Origin of the sequence: Flavobacterium sp. WV_118_3 (assembly GCF_039778605.1) — a bacterium.
Taxonomy (GTDB): Bacteria; Bacteroidota; Bacteroidia; order Flavobacteriales; family Flavobacteriaceae; genus Flavobacterium.
The window spans coordinates 2,325,409-2,347,830 of record NZ_CP156060.1 but is presented as its reverse complement, the minus strand read 5'-3'; the positions used below and the strand labels follow the sequence as shown (position 1 = coordinate 2,347,830).

The following is a 22,422-nucleotide window of genomic DNA, read 5'->3' as shown; positions in this document are numbered from 1 at the left end:
GTAACTTTGCAAACTCTTTTTTAAAAAGATGTAAATATAACTAAAGTTACTACTTTATAGGTAGCTTATCATTATGGAAAACAGAAAAAAAGTTGCTTTTTATACACTGGGATGTAAGCTGAATTTTTCAGAAACATCAACCATTGCGCGTAGTTTTCAGGACGAAGGCTTCGACCGTGTGGATTTTGAGGAAATAGCCGACATATATGTTATCAACACTTGTTCGGTAACGGAAAATGCGGACAAACAGTTCAAGCAGATTGTAAAGAAGGCGCTAAAGCATAATGATAAGGCATTTGTGGCGGCTGTGGGATGTTATGCACAGTTAAAACCGGAAGAACTGGCAGCAGTGGATGGTGTGGATCTGGTTTTGGGAGCTACCGAAAAATTTAAAATTACCGATTATATTAATGACCTGTCGAAAAACGATATGGGCGAGGTGCACTCCTGCGAAATTGAAGAAGCCGATTTTTATGTTGGAAGTTATTCGATTGGTGACCGAACCCGTGCTTTCCTAAAAGTACAGGACGGATGCGATTATAAATGTACCTATTGTACGATTCCGTTGGCAAGAGGAATTTCCCGTAGCGATACGATGGAAAATGTGATGAAAAATGCGAAGGAAATTTCGCAACAAGGGATCAAAGAAATCGTGTTAACCGGTGTTAATATTGGTGACTACGGAAAAGGGGAATTCGGAAATAAAAAACACGAACATACTTTTTTTGAATTGGTTCAGGCGTTGGATAAAGTAGACGGAATTGAACGTTTGCGAATTTCATCGATTGAGCCGAATTTGCTAAAAAACGAAACAATTGAGTTTGTATCGCAAAGTCGTACGTTTGTACCGCATTTTCATATTCCGTTACAATCTGGTAGTAATACGATTCTGAAAAAAATGAAACGCCGTTATTTACGCGAATTATATGCCGACAGAGTGGCTAAAATCCGCGAAGTAATGCCGCATGCTTGTATTGGAGTGGATGTAATTGTGGGATTCCCGGGCGAAACAGACGAATTGTTCCTGGAAACCTATAATTTTTTAAATGAATTGGATATTTCGTACCTGCATGTGTTTACGTATTCCGAAAGAGATAATACCGAAGCAGCTGATATGGAAGGTGTAGTACCAATGAATGTGCGTAGTAAACGAAGTAAGATGTTACGCGGACTTTCGGTTAAAAAACGACGCGCTTTTTACGAAAGTCAGTTGGGAACGAATAGAACGGTGCTGTTTGAAGGTGAAAATAAAGAAGGATATATCCATGGGTTTACCGAAAACTATGTAAAAGTAAAAACCCCGTGGAATCCGGAGTTGGTGAATACCTTACACGATATCCAGCTTACTAAAATAGACGAAGACGGATCGGTTCGTATGGACTTTATAAACGTTCCGGTATAATAAAATACCTGACAGGTTTCAAAAACGAGTCAGGTGTAATGATATAAAAAATGGCTGCCTTATATCAGGACAGCCATTTTTTATGGATTATATTTTTATTCCCGGTGGCAATAATTCCTTATAAACGGGATTTTTTCTAAAAAAAGAAGTGATTTTAGGATGCGTCGGTACGACGCGTAATCGTTTTTCTTCGGCGTTGTTCATGATGGCTTTTAAAAAAGCATCGATAGTTTCAGGGTCTTCCTTTTCGGTATGGTTCAGTTTGGTTAGAAAAAGCTTGCGTTCCTGAAGGGAATACTCGACTGATAATAACCCGTTTTCAGTTTGATTTTCGAATTGACGTAATAATTCGTTGTCTTTAATTTCCATGATATAGCGTATTCATAGGGGAGAAATAATTGATTATAATTTAACCCGGAATGTGATTGTAAAATCACCCGGAATGGATTATTTTTATACAAATTTCGGAAAAAAACATAAGATTCTACGTTATTGAAGCGTTAAAACAGCAGATAATGAGCAAAATACCCGTTTATTTAATGCCGGGACTGGCAGCCAATCCTACCATTTTTGAAAATATAAAACTACCGGAAGACCAATTTGAGGTCCATTGGCTGGAATGGTTTTTGCCGGAATCAAAAGAAAGTTTGGAAACGTATGCGAAAAGAATGGCCGAAAAAATAACGGATGAAAACCCGGTTTTGATCGGTGTTTCTTTTGGAGGCATATTGGTTCAGGAAATTGCCCGGATTATTCCGGTTCGGAAAACCATTATTATTTCCAGTGTTAAAACAAACGTGGAATTTCCGAAACGAATGAAATTTGCCAAAACAACCAAAGCTTATAAGTTGATCCCTACGGGTATGTTTGCGAATATAGAAGTGCTGGCTAAATATGCTTTCGGTGAAACAGCCAAAAGTCGGATCAAATTATATGAAAAATTTTTATCGATGCGCGACAAACGCTACCTGGATTGGGCGTTGGAAACAATAATCTCCTGGGATCGTAAAGTAGCCGATGACAAAATTGTCCACATTCATGGGGATGCCGATGAGGTGTTTCCGATAAAATATATCCATGATGCCATCATTATAAAAGGCGGCACTCATGTGATGATTATAAATAAATACCGCTGGCTGAATAGTCATTTGCCGGCTATAATTTTAGGAGAAAATACAAACAAAAATACGGAAGATGAATAAAGTGAAAAGAATGGCTATAGTAGCTGCTGTGATACTAACAAGTGGTGTTTTGGTTTATTGGACTAACGCCGGAACCGGAACGGATGTAGATGTAAAAAACCATGTGTATTTGCCGATGAATATCGATTTTGCAGGTGAAAGAGTGCCTATGACGCTTTCGGATGTGAAAGAAAGAATGGATCGGGAACTGTTGGTCAATATAAATCTGCATGCGACTACAGCGTTGATCATCAAAAGAGCCAATCGCGCTTTTCCTGTAATTGAACCCATTTTACGACAGTATGGTGTTCCGGATGATTTTAAATACCTGGCCGTTATCGAAAGCGGATTAATAAATGCAGTGTCTTCGGCCGGAGCAAGAGGCGTATGGCAGTTTATGCCGGAAACAGCGAAGGAAAAAGGTATGGAAGTAACCGAAACGGTAGACGAACGCTATCATTTGGAAAAATCGACCGAAGCAGCTTGTAAATATTTGTTGGCCGCGAAAGAAAAGTTTGGAAACTGGACTTTGGCCGCGGCTTCTTATAACGGCGGGATGAACGGTGTAAACAAGCAAATCGACAGTCAGAAAGTAAGTGATTATTACGATTTGTTGCTTAATGATGAAACGGCGCGTTATGTTTTCCGAATTCTGGCTTTAAAAGAAATTATGACGAATCAGGCGAAATACGGCTATGATCTGCCTAAAGACGTTTTGTACCAGCAAATTCCGGTGCGAAAAGTAGAAGTAACGGCTAATATCGACGATCTGGCTGGTTTTGCAATAGAACAGGGGGTTAATTATAAGATTCTAAAAATTCACAACCCGTGGTTACGCGATAAAAAACTGGTGATCACGCCAAATAAAAAATATACAATCGATATTCCGTTAGAAGGTTATAAGCGTTAATTCTTGGCCAGTATCGGTGAATCGTTAGTGTTTAAAAGGCAGCTGAGGTTGTCTTTAAATACCTTATAGTTGGCATCAAGTGCTTTGCTGTATGTTGCTCTCGGAATGTGTAGGGCTGTATTGCGCTTGATGGCAACAACGGTTCGGTTTTTATCCAAATAGTATAAGATCGGAAATCCCAGACTGTGTTTTAAGGTAGAAACCAGATAGGCATCTTTATTGTAAGTTTCGTGAGCGTAGCAAATCGCGATATGATGATCAAATTTTTTTGACAACTTTTTTAAATTCGATTTTCGATCCCAGTATAATACTATAAATTGGATATCGTTTCCATATTGTCGGGCCAGTTTGTTTAGTGCCGGGATTTCTCCTTTGTTAGGGACACACCAGGACGCATAAGTGATCAGGAAAATAGGTTTTTCAAAAGCGCTGATCCGTTGTCGGCCTTTATGAAACCGCTTTAAGTTAAAATCGTCGAAAGTGGTACCTATAAGTTGGTACCGAACCAGGGAATCAAATAAAAAATTAGCACGATCTATATTGTCGTTTCGATAGGCTATATCCGACTTTTTGGAGTAATTTTTTAAGTTCCGGTGTAGGGTGTTTGAAAACAAAAAACTAGTGTTATCTTGAGCAGTAACTGTAGAAGATAGCAGGATCAGGATGATAATTGTAAAGTAGAAGTCTCTCATAGGCAAATACATTTTTGGGGTACTTGTTGGGGGAAAACATTCTATTACAAAGATACAGTCAATATGGGAAGGTTGCGTAAAAAGCATAAAAAAAACGCCTTTTTGGGCGTTTTTTCATGGTATTTTCTATTTTTTTGGATTACATTTTCTTCATCTGATCTTTCATCATCTTGATCTGATCTTTCAACATATTCTGTTTGTCGAGTTTTTTGGCTTCGTTTAAAAGATTGGTTGCTTCCAGCTTTCTTCTGCGGGTCATCGCGATACCGGCAAGGTTTAATTTTGCCAAAGCTAAATCCTGGTCCATATTTAAACCCAATTCAATGGCTTTTTTGAAATATTTTTCAGCCGCTGATAAATTGGTTTGAGAAACCATTAATCCGTTTAAATAGTTATAATATCCCTGTTGTTTGCGAACCAAAGCCGTTTCCGGGTTTTTGATATAAGCAAGCCATTTTTGGGCACCGGGAAAATCCTGTTTACGAAGTTTTAAAAACGCTAATAAAATAAACTCGTTTTTGAAATACAATAAAATAAAAATAGACGAAAGCAGTAGTAAGAAAATCCCGTTTCCGATGTTACTTTCGGTGAATTGCCAGATACCAAGCGCAATGATTAAAGCGGCTATAATCAGTTTAATATTTCTGTGAAACATAATTGTTTTTGTTTTAAGTTTGCAAATGTAATAAAATGAAACGAGCGGGCGAAATTAAGTTTTCCGAAGCCGGTTTAGAAGCAAAAGCAGCTCGCGGTAACTACTAAAGGGCAAAGCAGTTAACAGAAATAAAAATATTTTTTTAAAAGGGCTTGCCAGAAATAAAACTCTTTGTATATTTGCACTCGGTTTTGAAGCGAGAGAATTTCAAAGCTGATCCTATTTAAAAACACGATTTAAAGATAAAAGCAATGAGTAAGAGAACGTTTCAACCATCAAAAAGAAAAAGAAGAAACAAGCACGGTTTCATGGAAAGAATGGCTTCTGCTAACGGAAGAAAAGTATTAGCACGCAGAAGAGCTAAAGGAAGACATAAGTTAACGGTTTCATCAGAGCCAAGACATAAAAAATAATGATTTTTAAAATCATAAATAAAGGTGTTACTTATTTAAGGTAACGCCTTTTTTTATATCTTTTCGTTAAAAATAAATAACTACATACAACACAACACAATGCCTAAAGACAATTCAATAAAATCGGTTTTAATTATTGGTTCAGGGCCTATCGTAATCGGACAGGCCTGTGAGTTCGACTACTCCGGATCGCAATCGGCACGATCGCTGCGCGAAGAAGGAATTGAAGTCATTCTGATCAACTCCAATCCGGCAACCATTATGACGGATCCATCCATGGCCGATCATATTTATTTAAAACCTTTAACTACAAAATCCATTATCGAAATCCTAAAAGCGCACCCGCAAATTGATGCGGTTTTGCCAACTATGGGAGGACAAACTGCCTTAAATCTATGTCTGGAAGCAGACGAAAAAGGAATCTGGCAGGATTTTAACGTACGATTGATCGGTGTTGATGTAAATGCCATTAATGTAACCGAAGATCGCGAGCAGTTTAAACAATTGCTGGCGAAAATCGATATCCCGGTAGCACCGGCGAAAACAGCAAATTCCTTCTTAAAAGGAAAAGAAATTGCACAGGAATTCGGTTTCCCGTTAGTAATCCGTCCGTCCTTTACATTGGGTGGAACCGGGGCTGCTTTTGTACATAAAAAAGAAGATTTCGACGATTTATTAACCCGCGGACTAGAGGCGTCTCCAATCCATGAGGTACTGATTGATAAGGCTTTATTAGGCTGGAAAGAATACGAATTGGAATTGTTGCGCGATAAAAACGACAACGTAGTGATCATCTGTACGATTGAAAATATGGACCCGATGGGAATCCATACCGGAGATAGTATTACAGTGGCGCCAGCGATGACTTTATCCGATAGAACATTCCAGAGAATGCGGGATATGGCGATTTTGATGATGCGAAGCATCGGAAATTTTGCCGGCGGATGTAACGTACAGTTTGCCGTTTCTCCGGATGAAAAGGAAGATATCGTAGCGATCGAAATCAATCCGCGTGTATCGCGTTCTTCGGCATTGGCTTCGAAAGCAACCGGATATCCAATCGCAAAAATTGCTACTAAACTGGCTTTGGGATATAGCTTAGACGAATTGCAAAATCAGATTACAAAATCGACTTCGGCCTTATTTGAACCGACGTTGGATTATGTAATCGTAAAAATACCACGTTGGAACTTCGACAAATTTGAAGGTGCCGACAGAACTCTCGGATTGCAGATGAAATCCGTAGGGGAAGTAATGGGAATTGGGCGTTCGTTCCAGGAAGCGTTACACAAAGCAACACAATCGTTGGAGATTAAACGAAACGGATTAGGAGCTGATGGTAAAGGATATACCAATTACGATCAGATTATTGACAAACTGACCTATGCGAGTTGGGATCGTGTATTTGTAATTTACGATGCAATTGCTATGGGAATTCCGTTGAGTCGTATCCACGAAATCACTAAAATCGACATGTGGTTCTTAAAACAATACGAAGAACTATATGCATTGGAAAAAGAAATTTCCAAACACAATATCGACACCTTAACTAAGGATTTGTTACTGGAAGCGAAGCAAAAAGGATTTGCCGACAGACAAATTGCCCATATGTTAGGATGTCTGGAAAGTCAGATTTACAAATTGCGTGAAGACTTAGGTGTAAAAAGGGTTTACAAACTGGTAGATACCTGTGCCGCCGAATTTAAAGCGCAAACACCATACTATTATTCCACTTTTGAAGCGGAAATCGAAAAAGCCGACGGAACCCGTTATGTGGATAACGAAAGCGTGGTATCCGACCGTAAAAAAGTAATCGTTTTAGGTTCCGGGCCGAACCGTATCGGACAAGGTATCGAATTCGATTATTCGTGTGTTCACGGGGTATTGGCAGCATCGGAATGCGGTTATGAGACAATTATGATCAACTGTAACCCGGAAACGGTATCCACCGATTTCGATACAGCGGATAAACTATATTTCGAACCGGTTTTCTGGGAACACATTTATGATATTATCCGTCATGAAAAACCGGAAGGGGTGATCGTGCAGTTAGGAGGGCAAACGGCCCTAAAACTAGCTGAAAAACTGTCAAAATACGGAGTTAAGATCATCGGGACCAGCTTTGATGCTTTGGATTTAGCGGAAGACCGGGGACGTTTTTCGGAATTACTGGAAGAATTAAAAATTCCTTTCCCGAAATTCGGAGTAGCCGAAAGTGCCGAGGAAGCTTCAAAATTGGCGGATCAACTGGACTTTCCGTTATTAGTACGTCCTTCTTATGTATTGGGTGGACAGGGAATGAAAATTGTGATCAACAAACAAGAACTGGAAGAGCATGTGGTAGACTTACTACGTAAAATTCCGAATAATAAACTATTGCTGGATCATTATCTGGACGGGGCGATTGAGGCGGAAGCCGATGCGATTTGCGACGGTGAAAATGTATACATCATCGGTATCATGGAGCATATCGAACCGTGTGGAATCCACTCCGGAGATAGTAATGCGACCTTGCCACCGTTTAACCTGGGCGAATTTGTAATGCAACAGATTAAAGACCATACGAAGAAAATCGCACTGGCTTTAAAAACGGTTGGACTTATCAATATACAGTTTGCGATTAAAGACGATACGGTTTACATCATTGAAGCCAATCCAAGAGCTTCACGTACGGTACCGTTTATTGCAAAAGCTTATGGCGAACCGTATGTAAACTATGCGACTAAAGTAATGTTAGGTGTGAATAAAGTAACCGATTTTGATTTTAATCCGCATTTAAAAGGATACGCGATCAAACAACCGGTATTCTCATTTAGCAAGTTTAAAAATGTAAACAAGGCATTAGGTCCCGAAATGAAATCGACAGGGGAAAGTATCCTGTTTATTGACGATTTAAAAGACGATCAGTTCTACGAATTGTACTCCAGACGAAAAATGTATCTGAGTAAATAATAATATTATATTTATCCAAAGCCTCACTGCTACAGTGGGGCTTTTTTATTGAAGTAGCTTTCAAACTGATTTTTTATTAGCTTTACTTAAAAATTACTATGGCATTCCTAAAGCGCATCAGTTCCAGAGCTAAAGCAGATGAAAATACCGGTTTTGGGAGTAATGCTTCCATTTATGGGGCACGATTTGTAAACAAAGATGGAAATGCCAATGTCCGGAAAGTGGGAATCGGTATAACAGAGCGTATCAGTTGGTACCATGCGATGATCGATGTACCACGCTGGAAATTTATGTTTATCATTTTCGCCTTTTATCTGATCGTAAATTTTATTTTTGCCTGTATTTATTTTTTACTTGGTGTACAACATTTACAAGGAATTAATGCCAATACAGATGTTGATCAGTTTGGGCAGGCGTTCTTTTTTAGTGCGCAGACCTTTACTACTGTAGGTTACGGACATATTAGTCCGACCGGTTTTATGACCAGTTTTGTCGCTTCAGTCGAAGCCTTATTCGGATTGTTGAGCTTCGCTATTGCTACCGGTTTATTTTACGGAAGGTTCAGTAAGCCCAAAGCTTTGATCCGTTTTTCGGATAATGCGGTCATTGCGCCTTATAAAGAAGGAAAAGCGTTAATGCTGCGAATGACACCCTATAAGAATACCAACCTGATGGAAGCCGAAGCTAAGGCAACAATTGGATTAAGTCTGGAAGAAGACGGTAAAAAAGTCAATAAGTTTTTTTCACTTGATCTCGAATTGGACAAAATTAATATGCTAACATTAAGCTGGACGTTGGTACATCCCATTACCGAAAATAGTCCATTATATACCTTTACCGAAGCGGATTATAAAAATCAGAAAGGCGAAATTCTGATTTTTGTGAAAGTTTTTGACGATATGTTTAGTACTACCGTCGTAAAACGCACTTCGTATACTTTACGCGAAGTAATTTATGACGCCCGTTTTTTACCGATGTTTGAAGCCGACCGTGATAGTGATGAGACAATACTGTATGTGGATAAACTGAACGCCATCGAAAAGATACAGTTGTAGGGCGTAATCCGTATTTATTTCTTTAAAATATAATACTTTTGCAGTCTCAATGATGTATCGCCAATGAAGCCGACAACAATTTTTCTGATCACACCACCTTTTACGCAGCTCAATACCCCATATCCGGGCACGGCCTATGTAAAGGGATTCCTGAATACCAAAAATATTTCCTCCTTTCAGGCGGATTTGGGGATTGAAGTTATCTTAAAATTGTTTTCAAAAGAAGGGCTAACCCAAATGTTTGCCGAAAGCGAACGGAAAACAGAAACGTTATCAGATAACTGTCAGCGGATTATAGCGTTACAGGATGAATATATCAAAACGATTGATTCGGTTATTTTGTTTCTTCAGGGGAAAAATCCGACGTTGGCACATTTGATATGTCAGGAGGATTTCCTTCCGGAAGCGTCTCGTTTTGCACAATTGGAAGAATTGGATTGGGCTTTTGGTACCATGGGAACACAGGATAAGGCCAAACATTTGGCAACGCTTTATCTGGAAGATATTTCCGATCTGATCGTAGAATGTATCGATCCTAATTTTGGTTTTAGTCGTTATGCAGAGCGATTGGGACGTTCGGCCAATTCTTTTGACGAATTGTACAACTATCTTCATCAGGAATATACTTATATCGATAAAATTACCTTACAGTTATTGGAAGAAAGGTTGAATGTAATAAATCCGAAAATTGTAGCTTTTTCAGTCCCTTTTCCAGGCAATTTGTACAGTGCCTTCCGATGTGCCCAATGGATTAAAAAACACCGACCGGAAATTAAAGTAGCGATGGGAGGTGGTTTCCCCAATACGGAATTACGATCGTTAACGGATGTCAGGGTAATGGAGTTCTTTGATTTTATTACACTCGACGACGGAGAAGCACCGGTAGAAAACATGATCGCCTATGTAGCAGGCAAAATCAGTAAAGATGAACTGAAACGAACCTTTATACTGGACGAAGGTAAGGTGGTTTATAGCAATAACGCAGCCTGTCGGGATTACAAACAATCGGAAGTGGGAACACCGGATTATACCGATCTGTTGCTGGATCGTTATATTTCGGTTATTGAAATTGTAAATCCAATGCACCGAATGTGGAGTGACGGACGCTGGAATAAACTCACGATGGCACATGGATGCTATTGGGGGAAATGTACTTTTTGCGATATTTCATTGGACTATATTAAAGTTTACGAACCTGTCGCGGCCAAAATGTTAGTGGATAGAATGGAGGAGCTGATTGCGCAAACCGGGCAAAATGGCTTCCATTTTGTAGACGAAGCAGCACCGCCTGCCTTGATGCGCGCAGTAGCACTGGAGATATTAAAACGAAAACTGGCGGTGACCTGGTGGACCAATATCCGGTTTGAAAAAAGCTTTACCAAAGACTTGTGTTTGCTGTTAAAAGCGTCCGGTTGTATTGCTGTTTCCGGCGGATTGGAAGTGGCTTCCGACCGTTTACTGGAGTTGATTCAGAAAGGAGTGACGGTAGCGCAGGTTGCCCGGGTAAATCGCAATTTTACCGAAGCCGGAATTATGGTACATGCGTACCTGATGTATGGCTTTCCGACGCAAACGGCACAGGAAACTATCGATAGTCTGGAAATGGTACGGCAATTATTCGAACTTGGAATTCTACAATCCGGATTTTGGCATCAATTTGCGATGACGGCACATAGTCCGGTAGGAATGTATCCCGAAAAATTTGGTGTACTAAAAGAAACGGAGACAATCGGATCGTTTGCCAACAATGATATTGCTCATGTTGATAGAACCGGTACGAATCACGATAAGTTCAGTTTTGGATTAAAAAAATCCTTGTTTAATTATATGCATGGAATCTGTTTTGATTACCCTTTGCAGGATTGGTTTGATTTTAAAGTACCGCGAACAAAAGTTTCGCCGGATTATATTTACAATGCTTTACAGAATGAGGATACTTTTACCGTAAAACCAACGGCTAAAATTGTCTGGACAGGGGGTAAACCGGTCGTGTCGTATTTTACCAAAAATAAAAAAGGAAGGCAGTTTGAAATGGCAAGTCTGACTTTTCACGATAAAAAAGAAAGTTTTGCGATTCAGGTTAATAAAGATGATGCCGATTGGCTAACAACAGTTCTATCCAAAATTTCGGTCACTCAAAATAAAATATTCACATTTAACGAGGTAAAAGCCGATTATGAAAATGCAGATCGTGAAGATTTTGAATTATTCTGGTATTCAAAGCCAATCAATACCTTACGAAGTTCCGGACTTTTGGTATTGTAGTATATTTAGGCTTTGATATTAAATTTAAAACCGATACCATGCAGGTTTTCTATTTGTATACCGTCTTCTTCCGATAACAGTTTGCGAAGTCTGGAGATAAAAACATCAAGACTACGCCCCATAAAATAATCATCGGTACCCCATAAGGCCGTGAGTATCTGTTCCCGTTTCAGTACGGTATTTTTGTTATCCAGGAATAATTTTAAAAGCTCGGCTTCGCGTTGTGTCAATACTGTTTTTGATGAACCCTTACTCAAGGTATAATTTTCAGCATCAAACTCAAAAGCGCCAACAGTATAGCTGTTTTTTTCGGGTAAGACTTTCTTTTGCGAGCGTTTTAGAAAAATCTCAATTTTTAGCAACAATTCCTCGATGCTAAAAGGCTTTACAAGATAATCATCGGCACCCAGACGTAATCCTTTAATCCGATCTTCTTTTAAGGTTTTAGCCGAAAGAAAGATGATCGGGATCTCTGTATCGATTTGCCGAATGGCAGAAGCCAGTTCAAAACCGTCGATTTTCGGCATCATAATATCCAAAATACAAATGTCAAAAGAACCTGATTTAAATTGTTCGAGACAATTTTCCCCGTTCGGACAATGAAAAACGGCATAACCATTTAGTTCCAAATTATCTTTGGTTAGAAAAGCCAGGGTTTCATCGTCTTCAGCGTATAGGATTTTATATTTTGACATTATTTTTCAGGTATTAACAGGGTTATGGTTGTTCCTTTTCCTAGGTGACTTTTGGCGGTTATTTTCCAGTTATGAAGCTTGCAGATTTTATGTACATAGTACAATCCTAATCCGAAACCGGTCACTTCGTTACTTTTTGTGCTTGGAATCCGGTAGAACTTGTCAAATATAAAAGAAATATTTTTTTGAGAAATACCAATTCCGTTATCGGTAAATACCAGTCGGACGCGATGGGCTTCCCGGCTAACAGTAATATGAATTTCCGGGGCGATTTCGCAATATTTTACAGCGTTATCGATCAGGTTGTACACAATATTGGTAAAATGGAATTCATCGCCATAAATCTGTAACGATTCGTCGGGGTTTGCCACTGTAATATGTGCCTCCGGATAACGCAATTGTATATTTTCGGTGACATCCTGTAATACGGAAGCCAACAGAATGTCATTTTTTTGTAGTTTTAATGGTGTATCGTCCGACTTCGCAATATTCAATATTTTTTCGATATGATGGTTCAGTTTTTTACTCTGTTCAATAATGATAGCAGCATATTTATCCAGTTTTGGGTCCTTTTGTATCGGTTCCTGTTTGCTGAGGTAATTTGAGGCAATCAAAATCGAAGAAAGTGGTGTTTTAAACTCATGCGTCATATTATTAATAAAATCGCGTTGTAACTCCGAATATTTTTTCTGCTGTAATAGCGTGAAAATGGAATATACATAGACAATCAGGATCACAATCAGGGCAAAAGAAAGTATAAACCAAAATTTCAGGGAACTGAAAAGATAGGACGTTTCATTGGGAAAGCGAACGGCAAAATAATAGACCAGGTTTTTGTGTTTTGGGAAATAAACTGAATTCTCCTTTTTAGAAGTGTCGCTAATCGCGACATAATTTCCATAAACCATTTCATCACTTTCGCAATTGTACATGGCATATTCGAAATCGGTGGTAATATTAAACTTTTTAAAAACCGTTTTTAAATAATATTCGAGTATTTCCGGTTCAAAATCATTGTCGACATTAACGATATAATAGTCATTAGACACTTTATTAATCGGACTGTTGGCCGGAAGTTCATGATTCTTACCTTCGTAAAGTTTTTTAGCGACTTCGAGTAATGCGATATGTACTTTTTGAGTGAACTTCTTTTCTTCCAGATTAAAAGCCTCTTTGGTCCAAAGCAATTGTGCGATGATAATTCCCACAATGGCTATCAATCCGAGAATAATGATACTGTTTAGTCGGTTAATTTTCAAAATCGGTACTGTTGAATGATGTAATATTACTGAAAAATATACTTTTTTTGACCTGTTAACAAGTCATTAACAAACTTTTAAAAACGGTTAACAGCAATCCTGGCAAGACTGAGATACTTTTGAACTATCACAATGAACCAACAAAATAATAATAATTAAAACCACAAAATTATGAAATTGATCAAACTTTCAGTTTTAGCACTAGCATTAGGATTAATGTCATTTGCTGGTAACCCGGTAAAAACAAACGAAACAGTTACTGTTTCAGTAAATGCAGGATCACCAATCCAATGGAAAAGTGAGACAATTGATTTAGGAGAGATCCCACAAGGAAAACCAGCTAAAATCGATTTCGAATTTAAAAACACCGGAAAAACTGCTGTGATCATTACCAATGTAAAAGCGTCTTGCGGATGTACGGCAACGGATTATACGAAAACGCCAATCGCACCAAACGGAAACGCAAAAATCACTGCTACTTTTAACGCTGCTGCAAAAGGGGTGTTTACCAAAACGGTAACGGTAACAACCAATGCAGAAGAAGCACCAAAAGTACTTGTATTCAAAGGAACAGTTATTTAGTTCATAATTATTAGATTGAAATGCGAAAACCGCCTTGGAATTCCAGGGCGGTTTTTTTATACCCGATTGTTTTTTTAATTTATTTTCTCGGCATTGTGATATAATAAGGTCGGGTTGATTTTTTTTTAATTATTGTTTTGTTTTTGTTGTAATTAAAGTGTTTTAATTGTTAAAAAAATGTATATAGTTTAGTTTTTAACTTTTTTAGTTACATTTGAGGCCTACGCATGATTGTTTTTAAACGTTGGGGACGAAATAGTAGAGGTGGAAGTGCAATTATAGCGGTCTGGCGGAATATCCAATTTTGAATGACGAATGGTTAACTAAAAATACTATATGAAAAAAACACTACTTGCTTTTACGCTATTAAGTTCTCTTAGCGCATTTACTCAAAATTTCACCCTGGTTTCCAATTCCGGAATTGTTCCGGTTCAATATAGTACCTGTAAGTTTGCTGATATTGATGGCGATGGCGATCTGGATTTATTCGCCATGGGTGGAAGTCCGAATGCCGGTAGTAGCCGGATGTATAAAAACGACGGAACCGGTCATTTTACTTTACACGATGATCAAACATTTATTAAAAGTCGTGAAGGCGGTACTGCTTTTGGCGATGTGAATGGAGATGGCTTTCCGGATTTAATAGTTTCGGGAAATGCCAACGGCGTAAATACAAAATTATATTTAAATGACGGAGCCGGCAACTTTAGTTTGTCGCCAAATTCGAACTTTATCGGGACAATGAATGGTGATGTGAATATGGCCGATTTTGATAACGATGGCGATCAGGATATTCTGATAACCGGAATGTACACCAGTAATGGTTTTGCGATGGCGTTATATACCAATGACGGGACTGGAGTATTTACGCGTAATCTTCAAAGCGGATTGGAATCCTACGGTATGTATCTGGCTTCTGTGGTAGTGGCCGATGTGAATGGCGATGGGAAACAGGATATTGTAACATCGGGAAAAGTTGGTATTAATGCTACGGCTACTAATATCAGAATATTTCTAAATCAGGGAGATGGCGTTTTTGCACATCATCCGCAACCGGCTATAACGGCTTTATTGGGAAAGGTGGCTTTGGCGGATGTGGATAACGATGGCGATCAGGATTTACTGATAGCCGGGAATATGCCTTCGTCGTCCGGTAATCCGGCACTTTGGTTCCGTATGCAATTGTATTATAATGACGGAAATGCGAATTTTACAATGGCGGAAGGAATGCCATTTGTAGGGATAGGCGATAATTTGGCGATCGCTTTTGCGGATGTGAATAATGATGGTTACCAGGATATTCTTTCGATGGGGCGGAAATATTCCGAAACGACGGTTGGAAACAACATACAGGAGGCGAATTTATATCTGAATGATGGAACGGGTGGTTATATAAAAATGGAAGATATGCCGTTTACCTCGCATTCCACCGGAAATATTGTATTTGCCGATGTGGATAATGATGGCGATCAGGATGTTTTGATCACTGGTATTGGTACGGGAACGACAGCTGTCGCTAAATTATACCGGAATGGCCAGGTTTTAAGTACCGATGATCATAATGCAAAAACGATAGCGGTTTATCCGAATCCGGTTCAGGATAAAGTATATTTGACATTGCCGGATCAGGTTATTCAGGAGATCCAGATTTATACGCTTAGTGGTGCCTTGGTAGGAACCGAAAAACCGAATGCAACAATGGCTTCTTTAGACTGTAGTCGTTTGAGTAGTGGGGTATATCTGGTAGCGGTAACAACAGTCGATGGAAACAAAAGCTGGACTAAAATCGTAAAGCAATAGCGATATCAGAGACGAGAAAAAAGAAGAAATAGAAAAGAAAAAGAACACCCGTCAGGTTTTTAAAATCTGACAGGTGTTATAGATAATTAAAAAGCTACCTAAAATAGACAGCTTTTTGTTTTTTATGTTTATACCGGTTCCCCGTATAAGTCGAATTCTGTGGCATCCGTGATTTTGATCATCGTAAAATCACCGGTTTTTAAATAATGTTGCGTCGCATCAATCAAGACCTCGTTATCCACATCCGGACTGTCAAATTCGGTACGTCCGATAAAGTAACCACCTTCTTTACGATCGATAATACAACGGAATGTCTGTCCGATTTTTTCCTGATTCAGATCCCATGAAATTTGCGCCTGAATATCCATGATTTCTGCAGCACGTTGTTGTTTTACTTCTTCCGGAACATCGTCTTCCAGTAAATACGCATGGGTATTCTCTTCGTGTGAATACGCAAAACAACCCAAACGCTCAAAACGCATTTCTTCCACCCAGTTTTTCAGGATTTGGAAATCTTCTTCGGTTTCTCCCGGATAACCTACGATTAGCGTAGTACGGATAGCCATTCCCGGAACGGCTTCGCGGAAATCTTTTAGCAGTTTGGTCGTTTTTTCATACGTTGTTCCACGGCGCATCGATTTAAGGATATTGTCAGAAATATGCTGTAATGGAATATCAATATAGTTACAGATTTTAGGTTCGCGTTTCATCAGGTCTAATACATCCATCGGAAACCCGGAAGGGAAGGCATAATGCAAGCGAATCCATTCGATTCCATCTACTTGTACCAGATTTTCCAGTAACTCGGCTAAATTTCGTTTTTTATATAAATCCAGTCCGTAATAGGTTAAATCCTGAGCGATTAAAATCAGTTCTTTTACACCTTTGGCAGCTAAACCTTCAGCTTCTTTTACCAGTTTTTCAATGGGTTGTGAAACGTGTTTTCCGCGCATGAGCGGAATCGCGCAAAAACTACACGGACGGTCACAACCTTCGGCAATTTTCAGATAAGCATAGTTTTTAGGTGTTGTCGTTAGACGTTCTCCTAAAAGTTCGTGTTTGTAATCGGCTCCCAAAGCTTTTAAAAGCAATGGCAATTCGGTAGTACCGAAATAACGGTCCACATCCGGGATTTCTTTTTCAAGATCCGGGCGGTATCGTTCCGACAAACATCCGGTTACAAAAACCTTATCTACGATACCCTGTTCTTTTTTGTCGACATATTCCAGAATCGTATTAACAGATTCTTCTTTGGCATTATTGATAAACCCACAAGTGTTGATCACAATAATGTTTCCTTCATCATTTTTAGGTGCTTCGTGTTGCACGTCCTTCCCGCTGGCTTTTAACTGACCCATCAGTACTTCACTGTCGTAAACATTTTTAGAACAACCTAAAGTGATGACATTGATTTTGTTTTTCTTTAAAGACTTGGTTCTCATAGAATTGAAAAATTGGAGTGCAAAATTACGTTTTTTATAATTAGCATCACTATGGTTTACTAAAATTTATGAAGTTTTAGTGGTAAGCTGTTAATTAATAGGCGATAAAGGGTGAAGGGTATAATCTCATTGGTAGTATTCTTTTTAGGAAGGTTTTAGTGTTGAAATCCTTCAAAAATCAAAAATAAAACAGACAATATAAGACAACTCGGGTTGATGTGTGTGAAATTTTGAAAAAAAGATTTAAACGGTTTGATAAGTGTTTTTTTAGGTTTTATATTTATAAGTATAAATCGTTTGTTTTTTGAACAATGTTTTTGTTTGAACTAATTTAAACAGCAAATGACTTCTTTAAATAGGACACTTCTATTTTTATCGATTATCTTCTATGTTACGCCAATTGAATAACTCCTTTTTAGATATTGGTTTGATGTATCGGTTGTATAAAGAAACAGTTGTACAACATATTGATTTTGAAACTTTCCCTGGAAAATAGAATACTACAAAATAGCAAGATATGCATTTAGATGTATGTTCTATTTATAGTAACGGAATATTAATCATAAAAATAAAATGATGAAAAACAAAATTACATTATCGGAGAAATTATGGATAATAGTTTTCTTTTTTACAGGGAATCTTTTATTGTTAGCACAGCAAGCTCCTCGGATTGAATGGCAAAAAACATTGGGAGGAACTCAAACGGATAGGGCACTATCAATACAAAATACTTTTGATGGTGGGTTTATTACGGTTGGGAGTACCCGTTCTACAGATGGAGAGGTAACGGGGAACCATGGGGAAGCCGATTTTTGGGTTGTAAAATTGGATAAAAGTGGCGACCTGGAATGGGAATACGCCTTTGGGGGTTCTGAAGATGATGTAGCAAACTATGTTCAACCAACTTCAGACGGAGGATATGTTATCGTCGGTTATACTCGTTCTGATGACGGACAGGTTACCAAAAATCATGGAGGTGCCGATGTTTGGGTGGTAAAACTGGATCGTAACGGTAGTCCGGAATGGGAGAAAACATATGGAGGTACTAAAGATGATGTTGCAACTCATGTTGCTCCTACGTTTGGCTCTGGATTGATACTGGCAGGTTATACTTTTTCTAATGATGGCGATGTAGCAAAAAACCAGGGAAAATCGGATTTCTGGATTTTAAAATTAGATAGCGATGGTGAGATAGAATGGGAAAAAACATATGGTGGATCCGGTTATGATAAAGCAAGTTTTATTAAGCAGACTTCCTATGGACAATATATTGTAACAGGAACTACGAACTCCAAAAATGGCGATGTTACAGGAAATCACGGTAAGGATGACTTTTGGGTGTTAAAACTAAGTGGTTCCGGAAATAAAATTTGGCAAAAAACATTCGGAGGCTCTCAGGATGATCAGGCAACAGCTCTTTGGGAAACTTTTGATGACGGTTATATTATATGTGGGATTACAGACTCAAGTGATGGAGATATTACATATAATCACGGTATGCGCGATTTTTGGGTAGTGAAATTAGATGACGAGAGCAATCTGGAATGGCAGAAAACCTATGGAGGAACACATAGTGAAGAAGCAAACGGGATACAGCAACTACCCGGAGGGAGGTATATTGTTACAGGTGCAACGATGTCTGATGACGAAGATGTGCATGGTAATCACGGAAATTGGGATTTTTGGGTGATAGAGTTGGATAGCAAAGGAAAAATAGAGTGGAGTTCTACGTATGGGGGAACGGGTTATGATGATGCAAAACATATCGAACAGGTAGTGACCGGAGGGTATGTTATAGCAGGTGTTACGTTTTCCAATGATGGTGATGTCACGGGGAATCATGGTAAATCGGACTTTTGGTTGGTAAAGTTAAAAAGTGATATTAGCCTGATGTGGGAAAATACTTTTGGCGGATTAGAAAATGAACAGGCGAAATCAGTATCGGCTACCTTGGATGGAGGAAGTATAACTGCGGGATATACCGAGTCGAATGATGGAGAGGTTACAGGGAATCATGGTAAAACGGATTTTTGGATTACCAAACAAGGGGAAGAAGGTAATCTGGAATGGCAAAAAACATTTGGAGGAACACAGGACGATCAGGCCAATGCGATTGAATTGGTTGGTACAGGCTCTGTGGCGGTGGGCTATACAGAGTCAAACGATGGAGATGTTTCAGGGAACCATGGAAAAGCAGATTTTTGGGTAGTCAAACAAGATGCAAAAGGAAATTTAGAATGGCAAAAAACATTTGGAGGAACCGATATCGACAAAGCTTATTCTGTCGAGCATACGTCTGATGGAGGTTATATAGTAGTTGGTTTTACTTTTTCCAATGATGATGATGTTACGGGAAATCATGGGAAATCAGATTGTTGGGCTGTAAAATTAAACTCCAAAGGGAATTTAGTCTGGCAAAAAACATTTGGAGGAACTAATTTTGATTATGCAGTTTCTGTAAAAGAAACAACAGAAGGCGGATATGTAGTCGTGGGATATACTTATTCTGACGATGGTGATGTTACCAAAAATAGAGGCGATACAGATGTTTGGGTGGTAATGCTAACCAAAGCGGGAACCATAGCGTGGCAACAAACATATGGAGGTTCAAGTAGTGATTTCGGATCAGCTATTTATGAAACGGTTGATGGAGGATTTGTAGTAATAGGGACAACAATGTCTAATAGTGGCGATGTTTCGGGAAACCACGGCTATTCCGATGCATGGATGTTGAAAATAAGCGGAACCGGTAATCTGGAATGGCAAAAATGTTTCGGAGGAACGGATTATGACTATGGAAGAGATGTTTTACAAACAAGAGAAGGAAACTATATTTTTGTAGGAGAATCGCGATCCAATGATGGAGATATTATTGGTAATCATGGCGACTGGGATGGTTGGGTTGTAAAAACGGGTAATAATGGAAGTTTACTATGGCAAAGGGCATTAGGAGGAACTCGTGTAGATGAGTTAAAATCGATTTTTAAAAATTTAAAAGGAGAATATCTGGTTTCGGGTTTTACATCGTCTACTGACGGAGATGTTACAGGTAATCATGGTAAGGAAGATTTTTGGGTAATAAAATTAAAAAGTGAAGTCGATTTAACAAAAAAGGAATCGTCTGGTGGAAGTGGAGTTCCTAATGCAATTTATGCTCGACCTGATTTTTATGGAGGCAATATGACAACATGTATTGTTACACCGAATAATAAGGATACAAGTGGGAATTATGGTTTGGATTTCTTTTGGAATAGAAATGGTAAAATAGAAAAGATGGATGATCCGGAATCGTTACAATTTAGTGTGTGCCCTAATCCATTTCAGGATGTATTATATAGTAAAGATACTTATCGGATAGAGAATCTGAGTATAAGGAATCTTTTAGGTGAAGTGATAAAAGAGGTAAACGGAATTAATAAAAAAGAATATGTATTGGATACTGATGATGTGCCTAAAGGAATTTACATTCTTATGATAACTACGGGTAATAAAAGGCATATCCAAAAAATAATAAAAAATTAAAAAAAAGGCGGTTTCTCATAGAAACCGCCCTCTTTTCTTGTGTTTTTAATTTTAGAAACCAACCGTATAGGTAAGTGTAAAGGAGTCTATTTTACTATTAATTCTGGCAGAATCGGTCATGCTGGATAATAATGGAACATCCATTTCTCTTTGTGAATGACCATAGGAAAAATCCAATCGGGCAGAACCAAAGTTATAACCAATACCGGCAGAATAGCCTTTTAAGTCACCTACGATTTTTTCGTCTTTATACGGACTTTCTTCAAAACGGTATCCACCGCGAAGGCTCACCTGTTTGATTTTGTATTCGGCACCCACGCGGAATTCCTGTGCGGTGGTTAATGTATTTTTATAAACATCGTTTAAAGAGTTATTGTACGAGTTGTTTGGTTTAAATTTGATGTTGCTGTAATCTTTAACCCCGTAATCGAAGCTGATCAAACCTGACTTACCAAAGATATAGGCCAAACTTCCGGTGAATTTACCAGGTGTTTGAAGGGTATAAGTTGGGTATACGTTTATGATATTCGGATTAAGCGAAGCCGAACGCGTAGCACCCGGACTTGTTGGTGAATTGGCCGGAGCAACGTAAGTAGTGTATAAACTTTGCGACAATTCGTCTGTTAAACGGTACCATGTTGGCGATTCGTAAGCCGCACCTAAACGCAATTCATCGGTAATTTTAGCGATAGCACCAATGTTAAACGAGAAACCACTTCCATAAGTGTGTGTATCGTTGTTAAACTGAATCTGGCGAATCGTAGCGTAATTCGGATCGGTATTTACCGGGCCGTTATTGGATTCATAAACTGTTGAATTTTTGGTATAATCGGTAAAATGAGCATTCAGATTAAGTCCGATGTAAAGTCGGTCTTTGTAAGAGCTGGCAAAGTTAAAAGCCAGTTTGCCATTATAACCCTTTGTAGTAACGTAATTCTGATGGGCATAACTTCCGGTTTGCGGAACATTGGAAACATAGTTCGGATTGTCCGGATTAAACGGGTAGGTGCTGGTGTCGATAAGATAGGTTTGGTAAGCTAAATAGGCCTGCTGATCCTGAAAGCTCAGTTCGTCATATCGGTAATTGTTGTCGATCACACCAACCGGTAAGCCATTGGCCTGATTTAAGAAAAACTGATCGATTGAACGGGTACCGGTTCCTCTGTAATTAAAACTATTGTCAAAATTATTAGTATTGTCATAGGCGATACCAAAGGTGAATTTGGTCCATCCACTGCTAAGATCCTGATTGTGGAAAACAAAGATGCCACCGGCCTGATTCAGGTCGAATGAAGTATCCCGGTCATTTGTAGTGGTTCCGAAATAACGGGAATTACTTTTGGTACTTAATAAATTTAAAGTAGCCGCAGCTGTGTTGTAGTTAAAGATAGCACCACCGGCCGGATTAACATGTATAGCAGACATATCGCCACCAACGGCTCCGAAAGCACCGCTCATACCGCGGAATCGGGCAGTTCCGTTTAAATTGTCCATAGCATACCGCAGTCCGTCAGATGGAGCCAGCTCCTGTGCGGAGGCTATTACTGCTGATAGAGCAGTAATAGCTGTAAATATATATTTTTTCATGAGGATGTAC

General features: G+C 38.8%; 17 protein-coding genes. 10 read left to right on the top strand and 7 right to left on the bottom strand.

Annotated features, from left to right (window positions below):
- The first annotated feature begins 73 nt into the window (after positions 1-73).
- Complete coding sequence (mtaB, locus tag ABFU83_RS11020; RefSeq protein ID WP_347065939.1) at positions 74-1,402, top strand: tRNA (N(6)-L-threonylcarbamoyladenosine(37)-C(2))-methylthiotransferase MtaB; 1,329 nt, start codon at positions 74-76, stop codon at positions 1,400-1,402.
- 87 nt (positions 1,403-1,489) lie between these two features.
- Here the strand turns inward: mtaB and ABFU83_RS11015 are convergent, their stop codons facing one another.
- Complete coding sequence (locus ABFU83_RS11015) at positions 1,490-1,771, bottom strand: N-acetyltransferase (RefSeq protein WP_347065937.1); 282 nt, start codon at positions 1,769-1,771, stop codon at positions 1,490-1,492.
- 146 nt (positions 1,772-1,917) lie between these two features.
- Here ABFU83_RS11015 and ABFU83_RS11010 point away from each other — a divergent pair, with 146 nt between their 5' ends.
- The gene (locus ABFU83_RS11010; RefSeq protein WP_347065935.1) at positions 1,918-2,604 is read left to right on the top strand and encodes an alpha/beta hydrolase; all 687 of its coding nucleotides are present in this window, start codon (positions 1,918-1,920) and stop codon (positions 2,602-2,604) included.
- Positions 2,597-3,493: a lytic transglycosylase domain-containing protein gene (locus ABFU83_RS11005; protein WP_347065933.1), complete on the top strand. Its 897-nt coding sequence runs from the start codon at positions 2,597-2,599 to the stop codon at positions 3,491-3,493. Before ABFU83_RS11010 ends, ABFU83_RS11005 begins: the two co-directional genes overlap by 8 nt.
- Here the strand turns inward: ABFU83_RS11005 and ABFU83_RS11000 are convergent.
- Together ABFU83_RS11000 and ABFU83_RS10995 are read right to left on the bottom strand one after the other, a co-directional pair.
- Positions 3,490-4,185 (bottom strand): redoxin domain-containing protein, encoded by a 696-nt coding sequence (locus ABFU83_RS11000; protein WP_347065931.1) that lies wholly within the window; start codon positions 4,183-4,185, stop codon positions 3,490-3,492. The two genes, ABFU83_RS11005 and ABFU83_RS11000, sit on opposite strands and share 4 nt — an antisense overlap.
- Before the next feature lie 139 nt (positions 4,186-4,324).
- A complete protein-coding gene (locus ABFU83_RS10995; protein ID WP_136402399.1) occupies positions 4,325-4,840 on the bottom strand; it encodes a DUF2892 domain-containing protein in 516 nt (171 codons plus the stop codon).
- 251 nt (positions 4,841-5,091) lie between these two features.
- Here ABFU83_RS10995 and rpmH point away from each other — a divergent pair, with 251 nt between their 5' ends.
- From rpmH to ABFU83_RS10975, 4 genes are all read left to right on the top strand, one after another.
- The gene (gene rpmH / locus ABFU83_RS10990; protein ID WP_026979292.1) at positions 5,092-5,253 is read left to right on the top strand and encodes a 50S ribosomal protein L34; all 162 of its coding nucleotides are present in this window, start codon (positions 5,092-5,094) and stop codon (positions 5,251-5,253) included.
- A 99-nt stretch (positions 5,254-5,352) separates the two neighbouring features.
- Positions 5,353-8,205, top strand: a complete 2,853-nt coding sequence (gene carB, locus ABFU83_RS10985) for a carbamoyl-phosphate synthase large subunit (RefSeq protein WP_347065928.1) — start codon at positions 5,353-5,355, stop codon at positions 8,203-8,205.
- Positions 8,206-8,303: 98 nt separating this feature from the next.
- On the top strand, positions 8,304-9,260 hold the full coding sequence (locus tag ABFU83_RS10980) for an ion channel (RefSeq protein WP_347065927.1): 957 nt from the start codon (positions 8,304-8,306) through the stop codon (positions 9,258-9,260).
- 63 nt (positions 9,261-9,323) lie between these two features.
- Complete coding sequence (locus ABFU83_RS10975) at positions 9,324-11,525, top strand: B12-binding domain-containing radical SAM protein (protein ID WP_347065925.1); 2,202 nt, start codon at positions 9,324-9,326, stop codon at positions 11,523-11,525.
- Positions 11,526-11,530: 5 nt separating this feature from the next.
- Here ABFU83_RS10975 and ABFU83_RS10970 read toward each other — a convergent pair whose 3' ends face one another.
- Entirely contained in the window at positions 11,531-12,220 is a 690-nt protein-coding gene (locus tag ABFU83_RS10970; RefSeq protein WP_347065924.1) for a response regulator transcription factor, read from the bottom strand.
- Positions 12,220-13,479: a HAMP domain-containing sensor histidine kinase gene (locus ABFU83_RS10965; RefSeq protein ID WP_347065922.1), complete on the bottom strand. Its 1,260-nt coding sequence runs from the start codon at positions 13,477-13,479 to the stop codon at positions 12,220-12,222. Before ABFU83_RS10965 ends, ABFU83_RS10970 begins: the two co-directional genes overlap by 1 nt.
- Positions 13,480-13,650: 171 nt before the next feature.
- Here ABFU83_RS10965 and ABFU83_RS10960 point away from each other — a divergent pair, with 171 nt between their 5' ends.
- Both ABFU83_RS10960 and ABFU83_RS10955 read left to right on the top strand, forming a co-directional pair.
- Positions 13,651-14,061 (top strand): DUF1573 domain-containing protein, encoded by a 411-nt coding sequence (locus ABFU83_RS10960; RefSeq protein ID WP_347065920.1) that lies wholly within the window; start codon positions 13,651-13,653, stop codon positions 14,059-14,061.
- Positions 14,062-14,397: 336 nt separating this feature from the next.
- Positions 14,398-15,861: a T9SS type A sorting domain-containing protein gene (locus ABFU83_RS10955; protein ID WP_347065918.1), complete on the top strand. Its 1,464-nt coding sequence runs from the start codon at positions 14,398-14,400 to the stop codon at positions 15,859-15,861.
- Positions 15,862-15,989: 128 nt separating this feature from the next.
- Here ABFU83_RS10955 and rimO read toward each other — a convergent pair whose 3' ends face one another.
- Complete coding sequence (rimO, locus tag ABFU83_RS10950; protein ID WP_347065916.1) at positions 15,990-17,303, bottom strand: 30S ribosomal protein S12 methylthiotransferase RimO; 1,314 nt, start codon at positions 17,301-17,303, stop codon at positions 15,990-15,992.
- A 576-nt stretch (positions 17,304-17,879) separates the two neighbouring features.
- Between rimO and ABFU83_RS10945 the strand changes: the two genes are divergently transcribed.
- Positions 17,880-20,825, top strand: a complete 2,946-nt coding sequence (locus tag ABFU83_RS10945; RefSeq protein ID WP_347065914.1) for a T9SS type A sorting domain-containing protein — start codon at positions 17,880-17,882, stop codon at positions 20,823-20,825.
- A 51-nt stretch (positions 20,826-20,876) separates the two neighbouring features.
- Here the strand turns inward: ABFU83_RS10945 and ABFU83_RS10940 are convergent, their stop codons facing one another.
- A complete protein-coding gene (locus ABFU83_RS10940) occupies positions 20,877-22,412 on the bottom strand; it encodes an outer membrane protein transport protein (RefSeq protein ID WP_347065912.1) in 1,536 nt (511 codons plus the stop codon).
- Between the last annotated feature and the right edge of the window lie 10 nt (positions 22,413-22,422).